Below are 15,792 nucleotides of genomic sequence, written 5' to 3'. Positions count from 1 at the left end.
TTCCACATCGTTGCATGCTGTCGGCAGGTGCCCGGCAGCCGACAACCAGGCATAACCAGCCATGACCGATACCCCCACTCCGCGTCCTGAGGCCCGCTACGGGCGTTCCCGGCTGTCGCGCATCCCCCGGCGATGGGTGATCGTCGCGCTGGGTGTGCTGGTCGTCGCGGCCGGCCTGGCCGTGGCCGCCGTCGGCTACCACCGCTTCGGCACCAGTGACGTCAAGGGGACGCTGGCCGGGTACCGGGTGATCGACGAGCAGACGGCGTCGATAACGATCAACGTGACCCGATCGGATCCGTCGCGCCCGGTGGACTGCATCGTGCGGGTCCGCTCCGCCGACGGGAGCGAGACGGGACGACGTGAGCTGCTGGTCCCGCCATCCGACGCGGCCACGGTGCAGGTGACGACGACGGTCAAATCCTCTCAGCCGCCGGCGGTGGCCGACATCTATGGCTGCGGCACCGACGTGCCCGCCTACCTGCGCCCGTCCTGACCGTCGCCATCGACGCCGAACAGCGAAGATGGAGTCATCAGTTGTTCGCGCGGTGGTAACATGGGTGAATGCACGGTTCCGATTGGGACCGTGTTGCTGCATTAGCGGCCGTCAGCAGATCGGCGCCGCAGCACACGGGGATGGAGCCGCACGCTTTCGACGGCGGAGTTAACAGGACTTACGCGAACTCGCGGAACAACATACGAGGAGCACGACGAGATGACGGACACTTCGGTGACCTGGCTGACCCAGGAGTCGCATGACCGACTCAAGGCCGAGCTCGACCAGTTGATCGCGAATCGTCCGGTCATCGCCGCGGAGATCAACGACCGCCGCGAGGAGGGCGACCTGCGCGAAAACGGCGGCTACCACGCCGCCCGCGAAGAGCAGGGCCAGCAGGAGGCCCGGATTCGCCAGCTGCAGGATCTGCTCAACAACGCCAAGGTCGGCGAAGCGCCCAAGCAGTCCGGCGTCGCGCTGCCCGGTTCGGTGGTGAAGGTCTACTACAACGGCGACAAGTCCGACACCGAGACGTTCCTCATCGCCACCCGCCAGGAGGGCGTCAACGACGGCAAGCTCGAGGTGTACTCGCCGAATTCACCGCTGGGCGGCGCCCTGATCGACGCCAAGGTGGGCGAGACCCGCAGCTACGTGGTGCCCAACGGCAACACCGTCGAGGTCACCCTGGTCAGCGCGGAGCCGTACCACTCCTAGCCAGCCGCGTTTAGGCGAGCGCCCGGCCAGCCGGGCGCGATAGCACGTGCGCCCGGCTAGCAGGGCATTCGCGCTCGCGATCGCCACTAGCCCAGGGCCTGCTCCAGATCGGCCAGCAGGTCGGCGACGTCCTCGATGCCGACCGACAGGCGCACCAGATCGTCGGGGACTTCCAATTGCGACCCGGCCGTCGACGCATGCGTCATCGCGCTGGGGTGCTCGATCAGCGACTCGACCCCGCCGAGCGATTCGGCCAGGATGAACACCTTGGTGTTGGCGCACAGATCCCGGGCGGCGTCCCGTCCGCCTTTCATGCGCACCGAGACCATGCCGCCGAACCCGCGCATCTGCCGCGCGGCGACCTCGTGCCCGGGGTGGCTGGGCAGCCCGGGGTACAGCACCGCGCTCACCGCGCGATGGCCCGCGAGGAATTCCGCTACGGCCATGGCGTTTTCGCTGTGCCGCTGCATGCGCAGAACCAGGGTCTTCAGTCCGCGCATCGTCAGGTAGGCGTCGAACGGGCCGGGGACCGCGCCGGCCCCGTTCTGCAGGAAGCCGAACGCGTCGTCGAGTTCCTGGTCGTTGGTGACCAGCGCGCCGCCCACCACGTCGGAATGGCCGCCGATGTATTTGGTGGTGGAGTGCAGCACGATGTCCGCCCCCAGCGTCAGCGGCTGCTGAAGCGCGGGTGAGGCAAAGGTGTTGTCCACCAACACTTTCGCTCGATTTTTTGCGGCCTGCCCGGCCGCTAGCTCGGCAATGGCGGCGATATCGGCGACCGACAGCAACGGGTTGGTCGGGGTTTCCACCCAGATCATCCGGGTGCGCGGCGTGATCGCGGCGGCGACGGCGTCCACCTCGTGCAGCGCGACGGGCGTGTAGTCGACGTTCCACTGGGTGAAGACCTTGTCGATCAGCCGGAACGTGCCGCCGTAGGCGTCATTCGGGATCACGACGTGATCACCCGGCCGCAGCACCGCGCGCAGGGCGCAGTCGGTGGCGGCCATTCCCGAGGCGAAGGCCCGCCCGTAGCTGCCCTCCTCGACGGCGGCCAGCGCGGCCTCCAGCGCGGCGCGGGTCGGGTTGCCGGTGCGCGCGTATTCGAATCCGCCCCGCAATGCGCCGACGCCGTCCTGGGCGAAGGTGCTGCTGGCGTAGATCGGGGCGTTGACCGCTCCGGTCGCCGGGTCCGGCCGGTAGCCGGCGTGAATCGCTTTGGTGGCCAGCCCGGTGAACTCGGGGTGTGGGTTGCCGTCGTCGCTCATCGACGATCAGCCTAGGTGACCGGCGGCCTTTCGGTCCCGTCGATCGGCAGGCACACGGTCGTCATGATCTTGTCCGCCAGCGTCTGACGCTTCGAATCCCACAGCGGGAAAAGGAAACCGATGAAGCAGATGATCGCGTCGACGAAGTGCGCCAGCGCCCGCACCACGGACAGGCCGAAGCCCAGGGGTTGGCCGGTGACCTCGCTGACCACTTTGAATTTCATCACCGATTTGCCGACGCTCGACCCGGTCGTGCCCTGCTGGTAGCCGTAATTCCAGATCAGGTAGAACAGCCCGACGATCGACGCCAACCACTGCGCCACCATGCCCAGGGTCGAATTCTGGGTGGCGCAGTACTGGTTGACGGCGTACTGGGTGACGTCGGTGATGCAGGCCGTCTGCTGCGTGGCGAGCAGGATCGCGGTGCCGATGCCGTGCACGACGACGTACGGGAGGATGTCGATGACGAACGCCAGCGCGCGGGTGAGCCACGGCGTGTACTCCTGCGTCGGCAGGGTCCGGATCGCCGGTCCCGGCGGCGGCGGCGCGTAGCCCCCGGACGACGGCGGCGGTGGCGGGTAGGACCCGCCGGGCGGCGGTGGCGGCGGGGGGTAGGAACCGCCGCCGGGCGCCGACGGAGGCGGCGGGAACTCCTGACCGCCGGACGGCGGCTGTTGCCCACCGGATGGGCCGGGCGACGAGGGGGGCGGCGGGTAGGCGCCGCCGGGCGGCGGTTGATCGGTCATGGGCAACCTTCCACTGCGGAACAGCCGGACATCTCGCTGGATTAGCCGAATTACCGTACCTGAGCGTTTCACGGACGGGCGAGACGCGCATCACCCGCCGAGCGCGGCGAACTACCGGCGTCCGCTCAGTCCACGGGGCGCCTCGGAGAGGAAGCCCAGCAGGTCATAACGGGTGATCACGCCGACCGGTTTGCCCTCTTCGACCACCATCAACGCGTCCCAGTCCCGCAACGCCGTGCCCGCCGCGCTGATCAGCTCGCCCGCGCCGATCATCGGCAGCGGCGGGCTCATGTGCTGGGCGACCGCGTCGGCCAGTTTCGCCCGGCCCTCGAACACCGCCGACAGCAATTCGCGTTCGGAGACGCTGCCGGCGACCTCCCCCGCCATCACCGGCGGCTCGGCGCCGACCACCGGCATCTGGGACACCCCGTACTCGCGCAGGATGCCGATGGCGTCGCGCACCGTCTCCGACGGGTGGGTGTGCACCAGGTCGGGCAGCGCACCGGACTTGCGGCGCAACACGTCGCCGACCCTGGACTGCTCGGTGGACCCGTCGAGCCGGCCGCGCAGGAACCCGTACGACGACATCCAGGCGTCGTTGAAGATCTTCGACATGTAGCCCCGGCCCCCGTCGGGCAGCAGGACCACGACGAGCGCGTCGGGTCCGGCTTGCTCGGCGACGCGCAGCGCGGCGACCACCGCCATCCCGCACGACCCGCCGACCAGCATCGCCTCCTCGCGGGCCAGGCGCCGGGTCATGTCGAACGAGTCGGAGTCGGACACCGCGATGATCTCGTCGGGCACCGTGCGGTCATAGGCCTGCGGCCAGAAGTCCTCGCCGACGCCCTCCACCAGATAGGGCCGGCCGGTGCCGCCCGAATACACCGAGCCCTCGGGGTCGGCGCCGATGATGCGCACGGCCCCGTTCGATATCTGCTTGAGGTAGCGGCCCGCGCCGGTGATCGTGCCGCCGGTGCCGATGCCGGCGACGAAGTGGGTGACCTTGCCGTCGGTGTCGGCCCAGATTTCCGGGCCGGTGGTGGCGTAGTGGCTGGCCGGGCCTTCCGGGTTGGCGTACTGGTCCGGTTTCCACGCGCCCTCGATTTCGGTGACCAGCCGGTCGGAGACGCTGTAGTAGCTGTCCGGGTGGTCGGGGGGCACGGCCGTCGGGCACACGACCACCTCGGCGCCGTACGCGATCAGCACGTTGCGCTTGTCCTCGCTGACCTTGTCCGGGCAGACGAACACACACTTGTACCCGCGGTGCTGGGCGACCAACGCCAGCCCGACGCCGGTGTTGCCCGACGTGGGTTCGACGATCGTGCCGCCGGGCCGCAGCGCTCCGCTGGCTTCGGCGGCGTCGATCATCTTGACCGCGATCCGGTCCTTCGAGCTGCCGCCGGGGTTGAGGTATTCGACCTTGGCCGCCACGATGCCGGCACCGTCGGGAACGACGGAGTTCAGGCGCACCAGCGGCGTGCCGCCGATGAGGTCACTGATGTGCTGCGCGATCCGCATGCGTCACATCGTCTCAGGCGGTTTCGCGCGGCGCGCTACTCGGTGGCCTCGCGGATGTAGTCGCCGATCTGGCGCAGCGAGCGCACGGCCTCCGGCACCATCGGCGCGGCCAGCTGGAAGTCGTGGATCTGGCCGGGCCACACCCGCACCTCGGCCGGGGTGCCGACGGCGGCCAGCCGGCTCGCCGCCAACCGCGCGTCGTGCAGCAACACCTCGGAGCCCGAGACGTGAATCAGCGTGCGCGGCAGGCCCGGCTTGATGTGGTCCAGCGGCTCGTAGATCTCCTCGGCTTTGCCGTCGACCTTGTTCTTTCCGGCCGCGGCGGCAACGAGCTCGGCGAGGGCATCGAAGGCCCCGGCGGAGAACATCGCGTCGGTGTCGATGTTGGGGTGGGCCTGCTTGGGTTCCTTCGCCAGCTGCAGCAGCGGCGAGATCGCCACCAGCGCCGCGGGCTCCTCGCCTTCCTCCTGCAGGCGTTGTGCGAGCGTGAGCGCCAGGTACCCGCCCGCGGAATCGCCCGCCAGCACGATCTGGTCGGCTTGGTAGCCGCGCAGCCGCAGCCATCGGTAGGCGTCGTGGCAATCCTCGATCGCCATGCCCACCGAATTCTTGGGCAGCAGACGGTAATTGACCACCAAGATGGGCGCGTCGGCGAACTTGGAGAGGGCTTCGACGAGCCGGCCGTGCGAGTTTGCCCCGCAGGTCAAAAACGCGCCGCCGTGGAGGTAGACGACCACGCGGCGGCTGCCGTCGGCGGGAAGCACGCCGGGCGCGCGCACCAGTTGCGCCGAGGCGTGCGGCAACTTCACCGTCTCGCGGACGGTGGCCGACGCCGGGATCAGCACCCGGGCGGTGAGGTCGATGAGGCCCCACGGCCACGGCAGGTTGGGGACGTGGCTGCCGACGGTCAGAATCGGTCGGATCGTCAGCCGTGACGTCAGGTTGGCCAATCGCGCAGCAACGCTGGGGCCGGATTCGAGGACCTCGACGGGCGCGCCGTCGCTGATCGCGAACTTGCGCGTCCGGGCGCGACGGGCTTTGAGGACATCATGGGCACGAACGGTGGCCTGAGGCGACCCCGATACCTTGCTAGGTGCGGTCATGCTCAACACTTCCTACGCCGTTGTAGTGCGATACAGCATGTGACGAGGCTGTTGAGCGTCTGGTTCGACCGTTTGCCAAAGCGCTCAGCCATCCCCTTGTTCTCAGCTTGACAGCCATCGCTTAGTGCAACGTATGAAATCTCTGAGTTGATACCAGTTTTGCTTCGCACCGTGATCAGTTCGTTTTTTCGCACCGGCCGCGCAAACTCCGCAGCGGCCCTAAACTTGAGTGCGTGACCATTCGGGTGCCACGCCGGTCGGCGATCGCCCTGGCCACAGCGGGCGCGCTGGCCTCGACAGGAACCGCCTACCTGGGGGCACGCAGTCTGTTGGTCGGCCAGGCGTCCCACGCGCGCACCGTCATCCCCAAGGCGTGGGACATCCCGCCCCGCGCCGACGGCGTGTACACGCGCGGCGGTGGGCCCGTGGAGCGGTGGCGCCGCGGGATGGCGGCCGACCTGCACCTGATGATCTTCGGCGATTCGACCGCCGCCGGATACGGATGCATGAGTGCCGACGAGGTGCCGGGGGTGCGGATCGCGCGCGGCCTGGCCGAGCAGACCGGCAGGCGAATCCGGCTGAGCACCAAGGCCATTGTGGGCGCCACCTCGAAGGGCTTGTGCGGCCAAGTCGACGCCATGTTCGTGGCCGGCCCCCCGCCGGACGTGGCGGTGATCATGGTCGGCGCCAACGACGTCACCGCGCTCAACGGGGTGAGCCAGTCGGCGCAACGGCTGGGGTTGGTCGTCCGCAAGCTGCGCGCCCGGGGCGCCGTGGTGATCGTCGGCACCTGCCCGGATCTGGGCTTCATCAGCGCGATTCCGCAGCCGCTGCGGTCGCTCGCGCACGAGCGTTGCCTGCAACTCGCCCGCGCCCAGACCGCGGCGGTCCGCTCGGCCAGCGGCGTGCCGGTGCCGCTGGCGCAGCTGATGGCGCCGCAGTTCCGGGCCACGCCCGACGCGATGTTCTCCGCCGACGGCTACCACCCGTCGGCGCCCGCCTATGCGCTGGCCGCCGACGCGCTGCTGCTGGCCCTGTGCGACGCGCTCGGCGAGAAGGTGGAGCGCCCGCCGCTGAGTCCGCCGGTGCCGCCGGCGGAGCCGGTCCTGGGGCAGCGCCACACGCGGGCGAGCGTGATGTCGCGGCTGTGGCGGCGCCCGGCACCCGGACCTGCCCCGTCTTCGTGCCCCGAGGTCGGCAGCGACTAGATTTGTCTTCGCCCGTCGGCGTGGGCCCACCGCCCGATGATGAAGCGAGCCAGCCCCATCTGTGGGATCTGCAGGGATCTGAAGGGAACCACCATGCCTGAAGCCGTCATTGTCTCAACTGCTCGCTCGCCGATCGGCCGCGCGATGAAGGGGTCGTTGGTCAACATGCGCCCCGACGACCTGACCGTCCAGATCGTGAAGGCCGCGCTGGACAAGGTCCCCGCCCTGAACCCGCACCAGATCGACGACCTGATCCTGGGCTGCGGGCAGCCCGCCGGTGAATCCGGATACAACCTGGCGCGAGTCATCGCCGTCGAGCTCGGCTTCGACTTCCTGCCGGGCACCACCGTCAACCGGTACTGCTCGTCGTCGCTGCAGACCTCCCGGATGGCGTTCCACGCGATCAAGGCCGGTGAGGGCGACGCGTTCATCTCGGCGGGTGTGGAAACCGTGTCGCGGTTCGCCAAGGGCAGCGCCGACTCGTGGCCGGACACCAAGAACTCGCTGTTCGCCGAGGCCCAGGAGCGCTCGGCCGCCGCGGCCGAAGGTGCCGAGGAGTGGCACGATCCCCGCGCCGACGGCAACCTGCCCGACGTGTACATCGCGATGGGGCAGACCGCCGAGAACGTCGCCTTGCTGACCGGCATCAGCCGCGAAGACCAGGACCACTGGGGAGTGCGCAGCCAGAACCGCGCCGAGGAGGCGATCAAGAGCGGGTTCTTCGAGCGGGAGATCACCCCGGTGACCCTGCCCGACGGCACCACGGTGAGCACCGACGATGGCCCCCGCCCCGGCACCACCTACGAGAAGATCAGCCAGCTCAAGCCGGTGTTCCGGCCCAACGGCACGGTGACCGCGGGCAACGCCTGCCCGCTGAACGACGGCGCGGCCGCGGTGGTGATCACCAGCGACACCAAGGCCAAGGAGCTCGGCCTGACGCCGCTGGCGCGGATCGTGTCCACCGGGGTCAGCGGCCTCTCCCCGGAGATCATGGGCCTGGGCCCGATCGAGGCGACCAAGAAGGCGCTGGCGCGGGCCAAGCTGTCGGTCAGCGACATCGACCTGTTCGAGATCAACGAGGCGTTCGCCGTCCAGGTGCTGGGCTCGGCCCGCGAGCTGGGCATCGACGAGGACAAGCTGAACGTGTCCGGCGGGGCGATCGCGCTGGGCCACCCGTTCGGCATGACCGGTGCCCGCATCGCCACCACGCTGCTCAACAACCTGCAGACGCACGACAAGACGTTCGGCCTGGAGACCATGTGCGTCGGCGGCGGGCAGGGCATGGCGATGGTGATCGAGCGGCTCAGCTGAGCCGCTCGTCGTTGGGTGCGTCCCGGCTTTGCGTGTGAAACCCGGGCTTTGAGTGTGAAGCCTGGGCGGCGACACGCCGAGCCAGCGCACCGCTGGTTCACTCTCGACGCCGGCGCTTCACACTCAACGGCAGTGCACGAGGACCGCAGACAAAAAACCGGCACGCCCATCGGCGTGCCGGTTTTCGTGTGGCAGAGCTAATCGTTTTGTAGATAGCTGAGCAGGCGCAGGATCTCGATGTACAGCCAGACCAGCGTCACGGTCAGGCCCAGCGCGATGCCCCATGCCGCCTTCTCCGGCGCACCGGCGCGGACCATCTGGTCGGCCGCGTCGAAGTCGATCAGGAAGCTGAACGCCGCGATGCCGATGCACACCAGCGAGAAGATGATCGCGAGTGGGCCGCCGCTGCGCAGGCCCAGGCCCGCGCCGCCGCCGACACCGAACATGGCCAGCACGAAGTTGCCGAGCATCAGGGCCAGCACGCCGAACAGGGCGGCGACCACCATGCGGGTGAACTTGGGCGTGACCCGGATGGCGCCGGTCTTGTAGACGACCAGCATGCCGAAGAACACCCCGAAGGTGCCCATGACGGCCTCCCCGATCAACACGCCGGCGTTGGCGTTCGACACCGAGAAGTGGGCGAAGACGAACGAAAGCGCTCCCAGGAACAGACCCTCGAGTACGGCGTAGCTGAGCACGATCGCCGGGCTGTCCTGCTTGCGACCGAAGGTCGCGACCAGCACCAGGCCCAGGCCGCCGAGCGCGCCGATCAGGGTCAGCGGCATCGCCAGCGCGAGGTTCGAGACCACCAAGAAGTAGGAGACGACGGCGGAGGCCGCCAGCACGGCCAGCGTGATGCCGGTCTTGGTGACGACGTCGTCGATGGTCAGGGGGCGCGAAGGCCGGGCCTCCTGGTACGGGGCCTGGTAGGGAGCCGCATAGGGGTCGGCCTGGTAGCCCTGCATCGGGGCCGCGCCAGTGCCGAATTGCGCGTATCCGCCCCTCTGCTTAGGCAGCGAACGAAATACCGGGTTGCTTGTCTCCCGCACCGTCGGATCCTCTCTTATTGGCTTCGAGCTGTGCGAACACCATCTCAACGATCAGCGGTCCACCCAGGTTCCCAGCCGAGCTGGGCATTTTGCGGAGTTCTCGAGCCTTGGAAGGCTTAAGCCGTTGTCGTCGCGTTAAACATAACCCTTACCCGCGCATACCGCGCCGGTCGTGACGATCTAGATTTCTTCCTCGAGGCTGGACCGGCGCGAGGGAGGCTAAGGCGTGACCGACGGATCCGATGAGGTTCTCACCGAGGTTGACGGAAGCGTCGGCTTGATCACGCTCAACCGGCCCAAGGCGATCAACTCGCTGAACCAACGGATGGTGGACGATCTGACCGCCATCCTCACCCGCTGGGCCGGCGACGTGGCGGTGCGCGCGGTGGTGCTCTCCGGCGCCGGTGAACGCGGACTGTGCGCGGGCGGCGACGTGGTCTCGATCTACCACAGCGCGCGCAAGGACGGGGCGGAGGCGCGACGCTTCTGGCGCGACGAATATCTGCTCAACGCCCAGATCGCCGACTTCGCCAAGCCATACGTCGCGGTGATGGACGGCATCGTGATGGGTGGCGGTGTGGGCGTCAGCGCGCACGCGAACACCCGGGTGGTGACCGACACCTCCAAGATCGCCATGCCCGAGGTCGGAATCGGCTTCATCCCCGACGTCGGCGGGGTTTACCTGCTGTCGCGCGCGCCCGGCGGCCTGGGCCTGCACGCCGCGCTGACCGGGGCGCCGTTCTCGGGAGCCGACGCCATCGCCATGGGCTTCGCCGACCACTACGTGCCGCACGCCGACATCGAGGCGTTCCGTCGGGCGATCGTCGGGGACGGCGTCGAGAACGCGCTCGCCAAATACACCGTCGAACCGCCACCGAGTGAACTTGCCGCACAACGCGATTGGATCGACGACTGCTTCGCGCGCGACACGGTCGAGGACATCGTCGCGGCCCTCGCGGGCCACGGCGCGGGCCCGGCGAACGACGCCGCCAACCTGATCGCCACCCGCTCCCCCATCGCGTTATCGGTGACGCTGGAGGCGGTACGCCGCGCGGCCGAACTGGAAACGCTCAAAGACGTTCTCGTTCAGGACTATCGGGTGTCCTCGGCGTCGCTGCGCTCACACGACCTGGTCGAGGGAATTCGCGCGCAGCTGATCGACAAGGATCGCGATCCCAAGTGGTCGCCGGCGCAGCTGGCCGCCGTCACGGCGGCCGATGTCGAGGCGTATTTCACCCCGGTCGACGACGACCTGAGTTTCTAGAAAGGCGGCCCAGATGACAGACACGCAGTACGAGACCATCCTCGTCGAGCGCGAGGAGCGCGTCGGCATCATCACGCTGAACCGGCCGAAGGCCCTCAACGCGCTGAACACCCAGGTGATGAACGAGGTCACCAGTGCGGCAGCGGATTTCGACGACGACCCCGGCATCGGCGCGATCATCATCACCGGCTCGGCCAAAGCGTTCGCCGCCGGCGCCGACATCAAGGAGATGGCCGAGCTGACGTTCGCCGACGCCTTCGGCGCCGACTTCTTCGCCCCCTGGGGCAGACTCGCCGAGGTCCGCACCCCGACGATCGCCGCGGTGGCCGGGCACGCGCTCGGTGGCGGCTGCGAGCTGGCCATGATGTGCGACGTGCTGATCGCCGCCGACACAGCGAAATTCGGCCAGCCCGAGATCAAACTCGGTGTGCTGCCCGGCATGGGCGGCTCGCAGCGCCTGACCCGCGCCATCGGCAAGGCCAAGGCAATGGACCTCATCCTGACCGGGCGCACCATCGACGCCGCGGAGGCCGAACGGAGCGGGCTGGTTTCGCGCGTGGTGCCCGCCGACGACCTACTGACCGAGGCGAAGAAAGTCGCGACCACCATTTCGCAGATGTCGCGGTCGGCGTCGCGGATGGCCAAAGAGGCCGTCAACCGCGCGTTCGAATCCACGCTGGCCGAGGGGCTGCTCTACGAACGCCGACTGTTTCACTCCACTTTCGCGACCGAGGACCAATCCGAGGGGATGGCGGCCTTCGTCGAGAAGCGCGCGCCGAACTTCACCCACCGCTAGGACGCACCATGAGCGAACCCGGCTCCGCGACCAACGTCGACACCGGCGACAAGCCGGCGGACGACGTCGAGGAATCCGCGGTCGCCGTTTCACAGGCCCCGCCCGCCCCGCGGGCCGGGCGCGCCGCCCCCACCCTGCCGTGGACCGAAAAGCCTTGGTGGGTGCGGCATTACACATTCACCGGTACCACGGTCGGCCTGGTCTTCATCTGGCTTTCGCTGACGCCCTCGCTGCTGCCGCGCGGCCCGTTGTTCCAGGGACTCGTCAGCGGGCTCTCCGGCGCCATCGGCTATGGGCTGGGCGTCTTTTCGGTCTGGTTGGTGCGGTTCATGCGGGAAAAGGATCACAGCCCGCCGCCGGCACGCTGGGCCTGGAAGGTGCTGATCCCGATCGGTGTGGTCGGCCAGGTACTGATGGCGATCTGGTTCCACGTGTGGCAGGACGACGTGCGCGACCTGATGGGCGTGCCACATTTGGAGTGGTACGACTACCCGCTGTCGGGAGTCCTCTCGCTGGTGGTGCTGTTCACGGTGGTCGAAATCGGCCAGTTCACCCGCTGGTTGGTCCGCTTCCTGGTCGGTCAGGTCGACCGGTTCGTGCCGTTTCGGCTCTCGGCGACCATCGTGGTCGTCACGCTGGCGGTCCTGACCGTCACCGTGCTCAACGGCGTCGTGCTCAAGTTCGCCATGCGCACCATGAACGACACCTTCGCCTCGGCCAACAACGAGATGAACCCCGACAGCGCGCCGCCGAAGACCGCGCTGCGCTCCGGCGGACCGGAGTCGCTGGTGTCGTGGGAATCCCTTGGCCACCAAGGGCGCGTCTTCGTCGAGGGCGGTCCCAAGGTCGGCGATCTGACCGCGTTCAACGACGCCCCGGCGACCGAACCGATCCGGGCGTATGCGGGCCTGAACTCCGCCGACGGCATCACCGCGACCGCCGAACTCGCCGCGCGCGAGCTGCAGCGCACGGGCGGGCTGCGGCGCGCGGTCGTCGCGGTCGCGACCACCACCGGCACCGGCTGGATCAACGAGGCGGAGGCCACCGCGCTCGAGTACATGTACAACGGCAACACCGCGATCGTCAGCATGCAGTATTCGTTCCTGCCGAGCTGGCTGTCGTTTTTGGTGGACAAGGAGAACGCCCGGCACGCCGGCCAGGCGCTGTTCGAGGCCGTCGACCGGCTGATCCGCCAGATGCCGGAAGCCCAACGCCCCAAGCTGGTCGTGTTCGGTGAGAGCCTCGGCTCGTTCGGCGGCGAGGCGTCGTTCATGAGCCTGAACAACGTGCTCGCCCGCACCGACGGCGCCCTGTTCAGCGGGCCGACGTTCCAGAACACCATCTGGACCGACCTCACCACGACACGCGACCCCGGGTCCCCCGAATGGCTGCCGATCTACGACGACGGCCGCTACGTCCGCTTCGTGGCCCGCGCGGGCAACCTGGCGCGCCCGAAGGATCCGTGGGATCACCCGCGGGTGGTCTATCTGCAGCACGCCTCGGACCCGATCGCCTGGTGGACCCCGGACCTGGTGTTCAGCAAGCCCGACTGGTTGCGGGAGCGGCGCGGCTATGACGTGTTGCCGCAGACGCGCTGGATCCCGGTCGTCACCTTCCTTCAGGTGTCGGCGGACATGGCCGTCGCGGTGGACGTCCCCGACGGGCACGGTCACCGTTACGTCGCCGACGTCGCCGACGGCTGGGCGGCGGTGATGTCGCCGCCCGGGTGGACACCGGAGAAGACGGCCCGGCTGCGGCCGCTCCTGCACGCCGAAGGCTAGCCGGGTGGGCCGGGAACCGGTGTCCGGGATTCAGAAGCGGCGCGGTAGACGCCAGGGCGAGCCGGTATCGCGCGACGCGGTCCTTCGCGCGGCGAAGCGGCAGTTCGCCGCCCATGGCTACGACAAGACGACGCTGCGCGCGATCGCCGACGATGCGCGAGTTGATCCTTCGATGGTTCTCTATCTCTTCGGCTCGAAGGCGGCATTGTTTCGCGAATCGCTGAAGCTGGTGCTGCCCGCTGACCTGCTGACGACCGAGATCGCACGCAACGACGACGATCTGGGCTGCCGCGTAGTGCGGGCCTACCTGGGTATCTGGGAGCAGCCCGACACGGCCTCGAGCATGGCGTCGATGGTGCGGTCGGCGACGTCGAACGGCGACGCCAACGACGCGTTTCGCGGATTCCTGCACGACTACCTGCTCACCGCGGTGTCCAGCGCTTTGGGCGGTGGAGATGAGGCGCGGCTGCGCGCAACGCTGGCCGCGACCAACCTCGTCGGCACCGGAATGCTGCGCTACGTCATGCGGGTGCCTCCGCTGTCGTCGCTCGGGGTCGACGAGGTGGTCGGGTTGGTGGGGCCGGCGGTGCATCGGTTCTTGACCGCACCCGCCGACGAGCTGGGGCTGGACCCGACGTCGCAATCAGCCGACGGTTAGCGATTAATTCAATCGTTATTGAAATTTGCTCGTAGGCCCGCTAGAGTTCTGCGCCGGGGGGCCGACGAACGGAGTCCTCATGTCACGTCTAGCCGCGAAACTCGTCGTTGCGGCGGTCCTCGCACTCACCGCCGTCACCGCGGCCGCGTGCGTTCCCAGTGCCGAATCACCCGTCGGGGTTGCAGTTAACTAGCGGCTAGATCCAGCGGCGGGCGCCGGCGGCCGTGTCGGCCAACGGGGCGTCGGACGCACCGCCGGCCAGCTGGGTGAGCACGCCCGCGCCGGCCAACGCGTGATACCCGCCGATGACGTCGGTGGCGCGGTGCAGGCCGATGTCCAGCAGCGCGGCCGCAGCCAGGCTGGACGTGTAGCCCTCCGAGCACAGGATCACCCATTCGACGTCGTCACCGACGGCTTCGGGCAGTTTGGCGTCGCTGGTGGGGTCGCAGCGCCACTCCAGGACGTTGCGTTCGATCACCAGCGCCCCGGGCACCTCCCCCTCGCGGAACCGCTGGGCCTGGGGCCGGATGTCGACGAGCACCGCGCCGCGCCGCAGCGCGTCGGGCACTTCGGTGGCGGGCAGGCGGCGATACCGGCGCCGGGCGGACCTCAAGACGACGTCGATGCGGCTCACGGCGATCCTTCCGGCTGGTCGGTCAGTTCGGTGCGTTGCCGGCGCAACGTGTTGCGGTCGGTGATGTCGTAGTACGACATGGCGGTCAGGGGCGGCGAGTACGCGTGCACGCTCAGGGTCGGCTGCGCCGGCCCGGCGCTCGCACCCGGCAACCCCGTGACCGGCACGGTGACCGGCCGCGGCGCCCAGACCACGTCGTGCACCCAGCCCAGCGGGAACCCGGCCTGGTCGCCGGCGTCGAGCCGACGGCGCCGCAAAGCCCTTCCGTCCCAACGGTATTCATTGAGCGAGCCGGAAACGACGGTCAACGCACCCAGCGAGCCGCCGTGGTCGTGCAGCTCGGTCGGATGGCCGGGCACCCAGCTGATCAGCCAGACGTCGAGTTCCTCGTCGCCGTGGATGCGGGTGAACCAGCGCTGCGACTCCGGGATGCCGCCCTCGGGCAGCAGGTGGTCGCAGCGCCCGCTGAGCACGTCGTCGGCGGCCTGGTCGGTCGCGTGCAACAGGTCGGGCACCCGCAGCGGGGTCGGGCCCGCGGACGGGGACGAGAGGGTTCGTGGGCGCGTGACCGCGGCGGTGACGGGCGCTGCCCCGGCAAGGGACAAAGTCATGGGGGGAACTCCAGAGCGAAAGAGGATCGAACGGGCGGCGGCGTGTTACGGCCGACAACACTCGCAAAATCCGAAGCGCTCCATCACGGCAGCCAGTGTTGCATAGATTGAGACCGTGCGCTGGCGCGGTGGTCGACCCCGGCGGCGGGGCGCGGCGGTTGCCGCGGCCCCTGTAGTGGGCGTCCTGCTGGCGGTCGCGGGCTGCTCGCAGGGCGGCCAGCACGGCCCACCGGCCCCCTCGTCGGCGCCGCAATCGGACAGCGCCGGCGGCCCGGGCTCGGTGCCGGCGGGCGCCATCGGCGTGTCCCCCGGCGGCGTGACCACCAGGGTCGACGTCCCCGCACACTCGACCGAGGAGGAGTACTACCAGGCCTGTCACGCCGCAAAAGTGTGGATGGATGGCCAGCCCAGGACCGGCGCGTCGCTGTTCGAGCCCTATCTGGCCATGCTGCAGGCGTCGCCGTCGGGCACCGCGGGCAGCTGGAACGCCCCCTGGTCGAAGCTGACCCCGGCCCGGCAGGCCGCCGTGATCGTCGCCGCGCGGGCGGCGGCCAACGACGAGTGCGGGTAGCGCCGCGCGCGGGCGCCCTCCCCCGCGGAGTAATTACGATCACGGCTGAAAAAAGTCCGCGCGCGGC

The 15,792-nt window shown here is 69.0% G+C and carries 16 protein-coding genes; 9 read left to right on the top strand and 7 right to left on the bottom strand.

Translation table 11 applies throughout. The annotated features are described in order from the left end of the window. The first annotated feature begins 61 nt into the window (after positions 1–61). On the top strand, positions 62–496 hold the full coding sequence (locus W7U_RS02050; protein WP_008254327.1) for a DUF4307 domain-containing protein: 435 nt from the start codon (positions 62–64) through the stop codon (positions 494–496). A 219-nt stretch (positions 497–715) separates the two neighbouring features. Continuing rightward, on the top strand, positions 716–1,210 hold the full coding sequence (greA, locus tag W7U_RS02045; RefSeq protein ID WP_007168983.1) for a transcription elongation factor GreA: 495 nt from the start codon (positions 716–718) through the stop codon (positions 1,208–1,210). Between the two features lie 86 nt (positions 1,211–1,296). Here the strand turns inward: greA and W7U_RS02040 are convergent, their stop codons facing one another. From W7U_RS02040 to W7U_RS02025, 4 genes are all read right to left on the bottom strand, one after another. Continuing rightward, on the bottom strand, positions 1,297–2,475 hold the full coding sequence (locus W7U_RS02040) for a cystathionine gamma-synthase (RefSeq protein WP_008254321.1): 1,179 nt from the start codon (positions 2,473–2,475) through the stop codon (positions 1,297–1,299). Between the two features lie 11 nt (positions 2,476–2,486). Then, the gene (locus tag W7U_RS02035) at positions 2,487–3,221 is read right to left on the bottom strand and encodes an RDD family protein (RefSeq protein ID WP_008254318.1); all 735 of its coding nucleotides are present in this window, start codon (positions 3,219–3,221) and stop codon (positions 2,487–2,489) included. Between the two features lie 111 nt (positions 3,222–3,332). Further along, the gene (locus tag W7U_RS02030) at positions 3,333–4,739 is read right to left on the bottom strand and encodes a cystathionine beta-synthase (protein WP_008254315.1); all 1,407 of its coding nucleotides are present in this window, start codon (positions 4,737–4,739) and stop codon (positions 3,333–3,335) included. A gap of 35 nt (positions 4,740–4,774) precedes the next feature. Next, the gene (locus tag W7U_RS02025) at positions 4,775–5,842 is read right to left on the bottom strand and encodes an alpha/beta hydrolase (protein WP_008254313.1); all 1,068 of its coding nucleotides are present in this window, start codon (positions 5,840–5,842) and stop codon (positions 4,775–4,777) included. A 245-nt stretch (positions 5,843–6,087) separates the two neighbouring features. Here W7U_RS02025 and W7U_RS02020 point away from each other — a divergent pair, with 245 nt between their 5' ends. Both W7U_RS02020 and W7U_RS02015 read left to right on the top strand, forming a co-directional pair. Next, a complete protein-coding gene (locus W7U_RS02020) occupies positions 6,088–7,050 on the top strand; it encodes an SGNH/GDSL hydrolase family protein (protein ID WP_085976477.1) in 963 nt (320 codons plus the stop codon). Between the two features lie 93 nt (positions 7,051–7,143). Then, the gene (locus tag W7U_RS02015; RefSeq protein WP_008254309.1) at positions 7,144–8,361 is read left to right on the top strand and encodes an acetyl-CoA C-acetyltransferase; all 1,218 of its coding nucleotides are present in this window, start codon (positions 7,144–7,146) and stop codon (positions 8,359–8,361) included. A gap of 197 nt (positions 8,362–8,558) precedes the next feature. On the opposite strand, the gene W7U_RS02010 is transcribed toward W7U_RS02015, so the two are convergent. Next, positions 8,559–9,410: a Bax inhibitor-1/YccA family protein gene (locus W7U_RS02010; RefSeq protein ID WP_026071427.1), complete on the bottom strand. Its 852-nt coding sequence runs from the start codon at positions 9,408–9,410 to the stop codon at positions 8,559–8,561. A 226-nt stretch (positions 9,411–9,636) separates the two neighbouring features. Here W7U_RS02010 and W7U_RS02005 point away from each other — a divergent pair, with 226 nt between their 5' ends. The 4 genes from W7U_RS02005 to W7U_RS01990 are packed head-to-tail and all read left to right on the top strand — an operon-like array spanning position 9,637 to position 13,909. Then, a complete protein-coding gene (locus W7U_RS02005) occupies positions 9,637–10,674 on the top strand; it encodes an enoyl-CoA hydratase/isomerase family protein (RefSeq protein ID WP_008254290.1) in 1,038 nt (345 codons plus the stop codon). Positions 10,675–10,687: 13 nt separating this feature from the next. After that, positions 10,688–11,470 (top strand): enoyl-CoA hydratase, encoded by a 783-nt coding sequence (locus W7U_RS02000; protein WP_008254287.1) that lies wholly within the window; start codon positions 10,688–10,690, stop codon positions 11,468–11,470. Between the two features lie 8 nt (positions 11,471–11,478). Further along, entirely contained in the window at positions 11,479–13,251 is a 1,773-nt protein-coding gene (locus W7U_RS01995) for an alpha/beta-hydrolase family protein (RefSeq protein ID WP_008254285.1), read from the top strand. 4 nt (positions 13,252–13,255) lie between these two features. Beyond that, the gene (locus W7U_RS01990; protein WP_008254283.1) at positions 13,256–13,909 is read left to right on the top strand and encodes a TetR family transcriptional regulator; all 654 of its coding nucleotides are present in this window, start codon (positions 13,256–13,258) and stop codon (positions 13,907–13,909) included. A 196-nt stretch (positions 13,910–14,105) separates the two neighbouring features. Here W7U_RS01990 and W7U_RS01985 read toward each other — a convergent pair whose 3' ends face one another. Then, positions 14,106–14,543 carry a rhodanese-like domain-containing protein gene (locus W7U_RS01985; RefSeq protein ID WP_008254281.1) on the bottom strand — a complete coding sequence of 146 codons (438 nt, stop codon included), beginning with the start codon at positions 14,541–14,543 and terminating at the stop codon, positions 14,106–14,108. Then, positions 14,540–15,154 carry a cysteine dioxygenase gene (locus W7U_RS01980; RefSeq protein ID WP_008254278.1) on the bottom strand — a complete coding sequence of 205 codons (615 nt, stop codon included), beginning with the start codon at positions 15,152–15,154 and terminating at the stop codon, positions 14,540–14,542. Before W7U_RS01980 ends, W7U_RS01985 begins: the two co-directional genes overlap by 4 nt. A 175-nt stretch (positions 15,155–15,329) precedes the next feature. On the opposite strand from W7U_RS01980, the gene W7U_RS01975 reads away from it, so the two are divergent. Then, on the top strand, positions 15,330–15,725 hold the full coding sequence (locus tag W7U_RS01975) for a lipoprotein LpqV (protein WP_008254276.1): 396 nt from the start codon (positions 15,330–15,332) through the stop codon (positions 15,723–15,725). Positions 15,726–15,792 lie beyond the last annotated feature (67 nt).

It is taken from the genome of Mycobacterium sp. H4Y (genome assembly GCF_000364405.1).
Classification (GTDB): Bacteria; Actinomycetota; Actinomycetes; order Mycobacteriales; family Mycobacteriaceae; genus Mycobacterium; species Mycobacterium intracellulare.
The sequence above is the reverse complement of the archived record's forward strand: the minus strand, read 5'-3'. Positions and strand labels throughout refer to the sequence as shown.